Genomic DNA, 9,026 nt, shown 5'->3' on the forward strand with positions numbered 1-9,026 from the left:
GACCCGTTTTCCGGCGTTCGCGCCGGAAAACGGGTCCACACCCTCGGGCTCAGCTCGTCTCGCCGGCCACGCTGAACGAACGCAGGCGGTCGATCGCCAGCACCGTGAACCCGATCGCCACCAGGGCGGTGAGCACGGCCGCGACCGGCACCGAGACGCTGGTGCCGAGCAGCGGCGTCGGCGCCATCCAGTCGGCCAGGGCGATCACCCACTGCTGGATCGACAGCACCCGGGTGCCGCCGACGAACCGGCCCAGCAGCCCCTCCCAGATCAGCACGTAGACCAGGCCGAGCAGCACCGGCCGCCGGGTCACCAGGCTCAGCGCCAGGAACAGCGCCGAGTACGCCAGCGCGCCCGCCGCCGAGGCGGCGACAAGTGCCAGTCCGAGGCGTACCGAATCGGCCAGCACGCCCGCGACGTAGATCGGGACGCCCACGGTGACCGCGCTGACGCCGGCCGCGACCGCCAGTTTCGGCAGCACGATCTGCCAGCGCGGCAACGGCTTGGTGAGGATGTGCACGACGGTGCCGTCGTCGATCTCCGCGCCCAGCACGCCGGTGCCCACGATCAGCGAGACCACCGGCAGCACCACGGCGAGGCCGAGACCGACGAGCACAGGCGGACCCCACTGGCCCGGGTCGACGCCGAGCGACCGGCAGAGCACCGCCAGGCCGATCAGGATCAGCGGCAGCGGCAGGAGCATGAGGAACCGGCTCCGGCCGAACAGGCCGCGCGCGGTGATCCAGGTGACTGTCGACATCATGCCTCCACCAGATACGAGAAGACGCTCTCCAGCGACTCGTCCTCCGGCAGGAGCTGCCGGACCCGGATGCCGTGCCGGAGCGCGATCCGGGGCAGTGCCCGGGTGAACGCGCCGTAGTCGCCGGCCTTGACGGTCAGGCCGGTACGGTCCAGCTCGACGCCGGAGACCGACGCCTCGGCCATCAGCGCCACCGCCAGTGCCCGGTCGTCGGTGGAGCGGACCGCGAACACGTGCGGCCGGTTGGTCATCAGGCGGCGGATGGTCCGGTAGTCGCCGGAGGCGGCGAGCCGGCCGGCCACCATCACCTGGACCGTGCCGGAGACCTGCTCGACCTCCTCCAGGATGTGCGAGCTGAACAGGATGGTCCGTCCCGCGTCGCCGAGCCGGTGCAGCAGCGCCATCATGTGCAGCCGCTGGCGCGGGTCCATCCCGTTGAACGGCTCGTCGAGCAGCAGCACCTGCGGGTCGTGCACGAGCGCGGCGGCGACTCTCGTACGCTGCCGCATGCCCTTGGAGTAGGTGCCGATCCGGCGGGTCTGCGCGTCCTCCATCTCGACCAGCTCGATCGCCCGCTTCGTGGCCGCCTCGGGGTCGGGCAGCCGGTGCAGCTTCGCGCTGGCGAGCACGAACTCGTACGCGCTGAGGAACGTGTGCACCGCCTCGCGCTCGCTGACCAGGCCGAGCCGCCGGTAGACGGCGGGGTTGCGCCAGGTCGGCTCCCCGTCCAGCGTCACGGTGCCCCGCGACGGGGACAGGAAGCCGGCCATCATGTGCAGCAGCGTGGTCTTGCCGGCGCCGTTGGGGCCGAGCAGGCCGGTCACGCCGGGGCCGAGCCGCATGGTGACGTCGTTGACCGCCACCACGTTGCCGTACCAGCGGGAGACACCGGCCAGGTCGAGCGTGCTGGTCGCGGCGGCGGGCGCGCCGGCCGTCGACTGGGTGCTGATCGCCGTCATCGGGCGGCCACCTTCCGGTATCGCAGGAGCAGCAGGCTGACGCAGGCGGCGACCAGCAGCATGGCGACCACGGCGTAGACCGGCCCGAAGTCGCCGATCGGCATGCCGCCCCGTCCCTGGGTCAGCCGGTCGCCGAGCGCCCAGTTGCCCACGCCGCCGACGAGCGTCGGCGGCGAGGCGAGGAACGCCAGCTCGTTGACGGTTGTCGACGGCAGGATGTTGAGCACGCCGACCACCGGCGTGGTCATCAGGAAGACCGCCACGATGCCGCCGGCGGCGAACGCGCGCTTGCCGGTGAGCGAGGCGACGAGCAGGGCGATCGAGGCGAACACCACCGCCCAGAGCCCGGCGTAGAGCAGCCCCGGCAGCAGGTCGAGCAGTTCGTCCCACACCCCGCCGATACCCCGCTTCGTGGTGAACGCGGCGCCGAGGAACATCACCAGTTGCGGGCCGCCGAGCAGCAGCCATATCGCGGTCACCAGCGCCAGCAGCTTGGACAGGGCGTAGTCGCCGCGCGGCAGCGGCCGGGAGAAGTACAGCGGCAGCACGCCGCTGCGCAGGTCGCGGGAGACAAGCTCGGGCGCGGCCACCGCGGCGAAGAAGATGACCAGCCAGCTCATCGCGTCGGCGAACTGGGCGTACGTCATCACCACCTCGCCGATCTGGCTGCGTACCGCGGTGAGCCCGGCGGCCACCACGGTGACCACGGAGACCACCAGCCACGGGAAGATCTTGGCCTTGGCGCTGCGGCCCAGCCCGAACACGGTACGCACGCCGTGCAGGTAGAGCGCGCCGAAGACCTGCCGGCGGCCGAGTCGCGGGCCGGTGTAGCGCTGGTAGCCGATGTCGTGGATGACCCCGGTCGCGTCAGACATGGCTGGGCTCCCTCGTGGCGAAGAGTTCGGCCACCCGGTGCCGCCGCTGGTCCAGCCGGTGCAGTGGCAGGTCCAGCTCGGCGACCGCGCCGAGGATCTGGTCGTAGGTCGCGTCGTCGGCGAGCGGCACGAGCAGCAGCCGCCCGTCGCGGCTCACCGGCAGGTCGAGCGCGGCGAGCCGGGCGGCGAGTTCCTCGGTGCCCTCGCTCACCTCGACGGCGAGCACGTCGGTGGCGGTGGTCATGGCGGACACCCGGTCGGCACGCAGCAGCCGGCCGCCGTCGATGGCGACGAGCGTGTCGCAGATCCGCTCCACCTCGCCGAGCAGGTGCGAGCAGACCACCACCGAGATGCCGAACTCGGTGCCGATCCGGTGGATCAGCGCGAGCATGGCGTCCCGGCCGGCCGGGTCGAGGCCGTTCGTCGGCTCGTCGAGCAGCAGCAGATCGGGATCGTGTACGAGCGCCTGGGCGAGCTTGACCCGCTGCTTCATGCCGGTGGAGTAGCCACCGACGGCCCGGTGCCGCTCCTCGTGCAGACCGACGTGGCGCAGCGCCTCGGAGGCCCGTTCCCGGGCGACGGTGCGCGGCAGCCCGCTGATCCGGCCCAGGTGGGTGACCAGCTCGGCGGCGGACAGGTCGGGCGGGAGGGCGTCGTGCTCGGGCATGTAGCCGACGCGGGCGCGGACCGCCGCCGGGTCGGTGGTGGGGTCGAGGCCGAGCACCTGCACCCGGCCGCTGGTCGGGCGGAGCAGACCCAGCAGGATCTTGATCAGAGTGGACTTGCCGGCGCCGTTCGCGCCCACCAGCCCGATGATCCCCGGCTCGACCGACACGGTGAGGTCGGCCAACGCGGTGACCCGGCCTCCGTACGTCTTGGTCAGCGACTCGGTCGCGAGCAGTGTCACGCCGTTCAGCGTAGAACTCCGGGGCTGCGCCGGAGCCCGTCCGGACCCCGGCGATCCCCTGATCCTCGACCGCTTGCTCCCCTAGGTGGCGGGCGGGGTGGCGGCCACGCGAGGAAGCTGCCACCGTGTGTGGGCGAATCGACGGGGGGGCGGTATGAGCGACGGCACGGACCGGCCGGTGGTGAGCGTGGTGGTGCCCACGTACAACTGCGGTGCCAACATCGATCCGCTCGTCGCCTCGCTGACGCGGCAGGGGTTGCCGCCCGGCGGGTACGAGGTGATCTTCGCCGACGACGGGTCGACAGACGGTACGCCGCAGCGGCTGGACGAGCTGGCCGCCGCCGACCCGCACGTGCGGGTGCTGCACCTGGAGCACTCGGGCTGGCCGTCGCACCCGCGCAACAGCGGGCTGGAGCAGGCGCGCGGCGAGTACGTCTTCTTCGCCGACGACGACGACTGGTTCGGCGACGAGGCGCTGGCCCGCCTGCACGCCTGCGCGCGGGACCACGACGCGGACATCGTCATCGGCCGGATGGTCGGGCACCGGCGGGGCGTCCCGCGGGAGCTGTTCCGGGAGAACCGGTTCGGCGTCACGCTCGCCGACGCGCCGCTGGCCGACAGCATGACCTGTCACAAACTGTTCCGGCGGTCCTTCCTGGAACGGCACGGGCTGCGGTTCCCGGAGGGTCCCCCGCGCCGCCTGGAGGACCACCGGCTGATGGCGGCGGCCTACCTGCTCGCCGAGCGCGTCTGCGTGCTGGCCGACCACCCCTGCTACCACCACGTCCGCCGGGTGGACGCGGGCAACGTCACCGCCACCCGGATGGACCCGGCCGAGTACTACGGGGCGCTGCGGGCGGCGCTGGACATCGTCGCCGCGCACCGCCCGGCCGACGGGGCCCGCCTCCGGCTGCACCGGCGCTGGCTGCGTAAGGAGATGCTGAGCCGGCTGCGCGGGCAGGCCCTGCTGAACGCGCCGCGGCAGTGGGCCGACCAGGTGGCCGGCGAGGTGGGTCAGCTCCTCAAGGAGCGCTTCGCGCCGGAGGCGGTCGCCGGGCTGCCGCCGATCTTCCAGGTGATCGCACACCTCGCCGGGCAGGGGCGGACGGCGGATCTGCGCCGGCTGGCGGAGTGGGAGGCGAGCATCCGGGCGCGCGCCACAGTCGACAGGTGGCGGGTACGGGGGCGGACGCTGACCGTCGGCGTCTCCGCCGACCTGGCCGCGGGTGACGAGCCGCTGCGCTTCGACGACCAGGGGCTCCCGGTGCTCCCGCTGGCCGACACGACGCCGGCCGGCGCCGTGCTGCGGGCCGGCGGGGCGAGGACCGACCTCGTCGTCCGCAGCCGGGAGACCCGGGAGGAGTTCTTCCTGCCGGTCGACACCGGCACCGAGCGGGCCGACGACGGCCGGGTACGGCACCGCAGCACCGCTACCGTCGACTTCGCGGCGCTCAACGGCGGACGGACCCGGGGCACCTGGGAGGTGCGGGCCCGGGTGATCCAGGCCGGCTGGGCGCTCGACACCCGCCTGCCGCTGGTGGTGCGTTGCGCGGCCGACGGCGGCCCGCTCCGGGTGGAGGACGCGCGCCGGCTGCGATCCCGGATCCGTCGCGCGGTCCGGCGACTGCGGGACCGCGCGGTCGGCCGGTCGGCGCGCGCCGGCAGCCGTTCGCACGATCGACCGGCCGCGGCCGGCCGGTAAGGATTCGGTGACCCCGGTTCGTCCTCGGCACGGTCGCCGCACACGCGATCACCGGGAGGCCGGGTGGCGCTCTCGACCGATCGCCGGTGGGCTGCGAAACTGTGTGCCGGCCGGTGAGTTGGGGGTTCGATGAGCAACGGGTGGCTGCTACCCGAGGACGTTCTGCGGGATGCGCCGTCGTACGCGCCCAGACCCGCTGAGCTGGCCGATCTCCAGTTGTTGCTGAGTGGGGCGTACGCGCCGCTCACCGGTTTCCTGAGCCGGGCCGACCTGGCCTCGCTGAACCGGCGCGGCCGGCTGGCCGACGGCACGTCCTGGCCGGTTCCGGTGACGCTCCAGGTGCCGGCGGCGCTCGCCGACGGGCTGGACCCGGCCGATCCGGCACGCCGGGCGGTGGTGCTCACCGACGGTGAGGGCGCGCCGGTGGCGGCGATGGACGTGACAGACGTCTGGCCGGGCCGTGAGGGCATGGTGGGTGTCGGTGGCGCGGTGCGCCGCCTGGGCGACGGCGGCCACGGGCCGTTCCAGCGGCTGCGGCGCGGCCCCGACGAGGTGCGCGGCCTGCTGCCGCCGGGCCGGGTGCTCGGCGTGTTCGCCGACCGCCCGCTGCACCGGCCGCAGCTGGCGCAGATCGCGCACGCGGCTCGTACGCTCGGCGCGCACCTGCTGGTGATGATCCCGGTGGGTGAGGAGTCGATCGGCGGGCTGCCGGCCGAGGCGCTGGTGCGCAGCGTGTTCGCCGCCCGCGACCGGATGCCCCCGGCGACGCTCGTGGCGGTGCCGCTGGCCCGGCGGCGCGACGAGATCAGCGACGCGCTGCTGCGGGCCCGGGTCGCCGCCGCGTACGGGGTGACCCACCTGCTCTCCACCGAGGGCATGCTCTCCGGCGCCGGCCTGCGCGTGCTGGTGCCCCGCGAGCTGGCCTACGACAACCGGGACGGCCAGTGGCGCTGGCGTGAGGACATCCCGCCGCGCAACCGCCGGCTGGCGCTGAGCACGCGGGAGATCGACGACCTGCTGGACCGGGGGTTCCCGCTGCCCGAGTGGCACACCCCGCCGGCGGTGGCGAAGGAACTGACCCGGGCCCGTCCGCCGCGGCGGCACCGGGGCCTGGTGATCTTCCTGACCGGCCTGTCCGGCTCGGGCAAGTCGACGATCGCCAGAGGGCTCGCCGACGTGCTCCGCGAGCAGGGCGACCGCACGATCACGCTGCTCGACGGCGACGTGGTGCGGCGGGAGCTCTCCGCCGGGCTGGGGTTCAGCAAGGCCGACCGGGATCTCAACGTACGCCGGATCGGCTGGGTGGCCGCGGAGATCGCCCGGCACCGGGGGGTCGGCATCTGCTGCCCGATCGCGCCGTACGCGGCAGCTCGCGCCACCGCCCGGGAGATGGCGGAGACGGCCGGGGCGGGCTTCCTGCTGGTCCACGTGGCGACGCCGCTGGCGGTCTGTGAGCAGCGCGACCGCAAGGGCCTGTACGCCCGGGCCCGGGCCGGCCTGATCACCGGGATGACCGGCATCGACGACCCGTACGAGGAGCCTACCGACGCCGACCTGGTGGTCGACACCTCGGAGCTCAGCGTCGAGGAGGCTGTCGGGAAGGTGATGGAGCACCTCACCGAGACGGGCTGGGTGGAGCCCCGCCTCCAGCCCGCCTGATCGTCTGATCGCCGGCCGCGTTCCGGCACACAGCACGTCGACCGCCGCCGTCCGGACTTCCGGACGGCGGCGGTCTCGCATCACCCCTCGTTGCGCGGTAGTGTTCGTCTTTGTTGGAACACGTTCGACCGCGTGAAGTGTCCGCGCGGCCGGTGAGACGCGGAGGTGAGCCGGGGATGCTGGCGCGGCAGCGGCAGACGGCGATCCTGGAACGACTGCGCCGCGCCGGCGGCGTCCGGGTCACCGAGCTGGCGGCCGAGTTCGGCGTCTCCGACATGACCATCCGGCGCGACCTGGACACGCTGCACGAGCAGGGCCTGCTCGCCAAGGTGCACGGGGGCGCGACGCCGGCCGGTCCCGGCTCGACCGACGAGCCCGGCTTCCACGCCAAGTCCGTCCGCCAGTCCGCCGAGAAGGCCGCGATCGCCGAGCACGCCGCGCTGCTGGTCCGGCCCGGCGCCGCGATCGCGCTCTCCGCCGGCACCACCACCGCCGAACTGGCCCGGCGGCTGGTGGACGTGCCCGGCCTCACAGTGGTCACCAACTCGCTGCCGGTCGCGGAGGTCCTGCACGTCGGCGGCCGGCCGGACCAGACGGTGGTGCTCACCGGCGGCGTCCGCACGCCGTCGGACGCGCTCGTCGGCCCACTCGCCGTGGCCGCGATCGCCGCGCTCCACCTGGACCTGCTCTTTCTCGGCGTGCACGGGATCAGCGAACGGGCCGGTTTCACCACGCCCAATCTGATGGAGGCGGACACGAACCGGGCGCTCGTGGCCGCGGCGGACCGGCTCGTGGTGCTCGCCGACCACACCAAATGGGGCACCGTCGGCATCTCGTCGATCGTGCCCCTGGACGCGGCGGACGTGCTGGTCACCGACGACCGGTTGGCACCCGAGGCCCGACGGGTACTCGACGACAGGGTGGGTGAGCTGGTGACGGTGCCCACGACGAGGGGGGCGGAGTGAAGCGTACGCAGATCGCGCTGGCCGACGGCCGCGAGCTGATCTACTTCGACGAGCGAGACGACGCGGTCCGCGACCAGCCGGACCGGCGGGACCTGCCCCCTCCCCCGCCCGCCTCGCAGCTGCGGTACGACCCGCTGACCGACGAGTGGGTGGCGGTGGCGGTGCACCGGCAGACCCGCACGTTCCTGCCCCCGGCCGACCAGTGCCCGTTGTGCCCGTCCCGGGGGGAGCGGCACAGCGAGATCCCGGCGCCCGACTACGACGTGGTGGTCTTCGAGAACCGGTTCCCGTCGCTGAGCCAGCGGGTGGCCGACGAACCGGTCGAGATCACCCCTTTCACCCCGGTACGCCCGGGGCGCGGCAGGTGCGAGGTGGTCTGCTTCACCGACGACCACAACGCGTCGTTCGCCCGGCTCTCCCCGGCCCGCGTGCGGACGGTGCTGGACGCGCTCGCCGACCGCACCACCGCGCTGAGCGCGCTGCCCGGCGTGGAGCAGGTCTTCCCGTTCGAGAACCGGGGCGTGGAGATCGGAGTGACACTGCACCACCCGCACGGGCAGATCTACGCGTACCCGTTCGTCACGCCGCGCACCCGCACCATGCTGGCCGCCGCCCGGCGGCACGCCGAGCGCACCGGGGGCAACCTCTACGCCGACGTGCTGGCCGCCGAACGGGCCTCCGGGGTCCGGGTGGTGACGAGCAACGAGCACTGGACCGCGTACGTCCCGGCTGCGGCGCGCTGGCCGTTCGAGGTGCACGTGGCGCCGCACCGGCCGGTGCCGGACATCCCCGCGCTCGACGACGCCGAGCGGGACGCGTTCGGGCCGCTCTACCTGGACCTACTGCGCCGCTTCGACGGGCTGTTCGACATGCCCATGCCGTACATCGCGGCCTGGCACCAGGCGCCGGTGCGGATCGACAGGGAGCTGGGCCACCTGCACCTTCAGCTGTTCAGCATCCGGCGGGCCAAGGACAAGCTGAAGTACCTGGCCGGGTCGGAGTCCGGCATGGGCGTGTTCATCAACGACATCGCCCCCGAGCGAGCCGCCGACCTGCTCCGCTCCGCGTGAAAGGAAGGGCCCCTTATTAACGCCTGCGGTAGAGGAAGGGCCCCTTCTTAGAGGTCCTAACTTTTTGAGGGTGGGCGTAACCGACTGGATGTGAGGGTCGTTTCGTCTGAACGTGAGGAGGGGTGAGCA

The 9,026-nt window shown here is 73.3% G+C and carries 8 protein-coding genes; 4 read left to right on the top strand and 4 right to left on the bottom strand.

The annotated features are described in order from the left end of the window. Nucleotides 1-49: 49 nt before the first annotated feature. From AB0D28_RS29640 to AB0D28_RS29655, 4 genes are read right to left on the bottom strand one after another with little or no spacing between them, the layout of a single operon-like run. Nucleotides 50-760, bottom strand: a complete 711-nt coding sequence (locus AB0D28_RS29640) for an ABC transporter permease subunit (protein ID WP_357391199.1) — start codon at nucleotides 758-760, stop codon at nucleotides 50-52. After that, nucleotides 760-1,719, bottom strand: a complete 960-nt coding sequence (locus AB0D28_RS29645) for an ABC transporter ATP-binding protein (protein WP_135241974.1) — start codon at nucleotides 1,717-1,719, stop codon at nucleotides 760-762. The genes AB0D28_RS29640 and AB0D28_RS29645 overlap by 1 nt, the downstream gene beginning before the upstream one ends. Beyond that, nucleotides 1,716-2,594, bottom strand: coding sequence for an ABC transporter permease subunit (locus tag AB0D28_RS29650; RefSeq protein WP_357391189.1), 879 nt, complete (start codon nucleotides 2,592-2,594; stop codon nucleotides 1,716-1,718). Before AB0D28_RS29650 ends, AB0D28_RS29645 begins: the two co-directional genes overlap by 4 nt. Next, nucleotides 2,587-3,501: an ABC transporter ATP-binding protein gene (locus tag AB0D28_RS29655; RefSeq protein WP_357391191.1), complete on the bottom strand. Its 915-nt coding sequence runs from the start codon at nucleotides 3,499-3,501 to the stop codon at nucleotides 2,587-2,589. The genes AB0D28_RS29650 and AB0D28_RS29655 overlap by 8 nt, the downstream gene beginning before the upstream one ends. A gap of 154 nt (nucleotides 3,502-3,655) precedes the next feature. Between AB0D28_RS29655 and AB0D28_RS29660 the strand changes: the two genes are divergently transcribed. The 4 genes from AB0D28_RS29660 to galT all read left to right on the top strand — a co-directional run bounded on the left by AB0D28_RS29660 (nucleotide 3,656) and on the right by galT (nucleotide 8,897). After that, nucleotides 3,656-5,203, top strand: a complete 1,548-nt coding sequence (locus AB0D28_RS29660; protein ID WP_357391192.1) for a glycosyltransferase family 2 protein — start codon at nucleotides 3,656-3,658, stop codon at nucleotides 5,201-5,203. A 129-nt stretch (nucleotides 5,204-5,332) separates the two neighbouring features. After that, nucleotides 5,333-6,862: an adenylyl-sulfate kinase gene (cysC, locus tag AB0D28_RS29665; RefSeq protein ID WP_357391194.1), complete on the top strand. Its 1,530-nt coding sequence runs from the start codon at nucleotides 5,333-5,335 to the stop codon at nucleotides 6,860-6,862. A 176-nt stretch (nucleotides 6,863-7,038) separates the two neighbouring features. After that, nucleotides 7,039-7,827, top strand: a complete 789-nt coding sequence (locus AB0D28_RS29670; protein WP_357391196.1) for a DeoR/GlpR family DNA-binding transcription regulator — start codon at nucleotides 7,039-7,041, stop codon at nucleotides 7,825-7,827. Further along, the gene (gene galT, locus AB0D28_RS29675; protein ID WP_357391198.1) at nucleotides 7,824-8,897 is read left to right on the top strand and encodes a galactose-1-phosphate uridylyltransferase; all 1,074 of its coding nucleotides are present in this window, start codon (nucleotides 7,824-7,826) and stop codon (nucleotides 8,895-8,897) included. Before AB0D28_RS29670 ends, galT begins: the two co-directional genes overlap by 4 nt. The last annotated feature ends 129 nt before the right edge of the window (nucleotides 8,898-9,026 follow it).

This window comes from Micromonospora sp. NPDC048169 (assembly GCF_040652815.1).
GTDB lineage: Bacteria > Actinomycetota > Actinomycetes > Mycobacteriales > Micromonosporaceae > Micromonospora.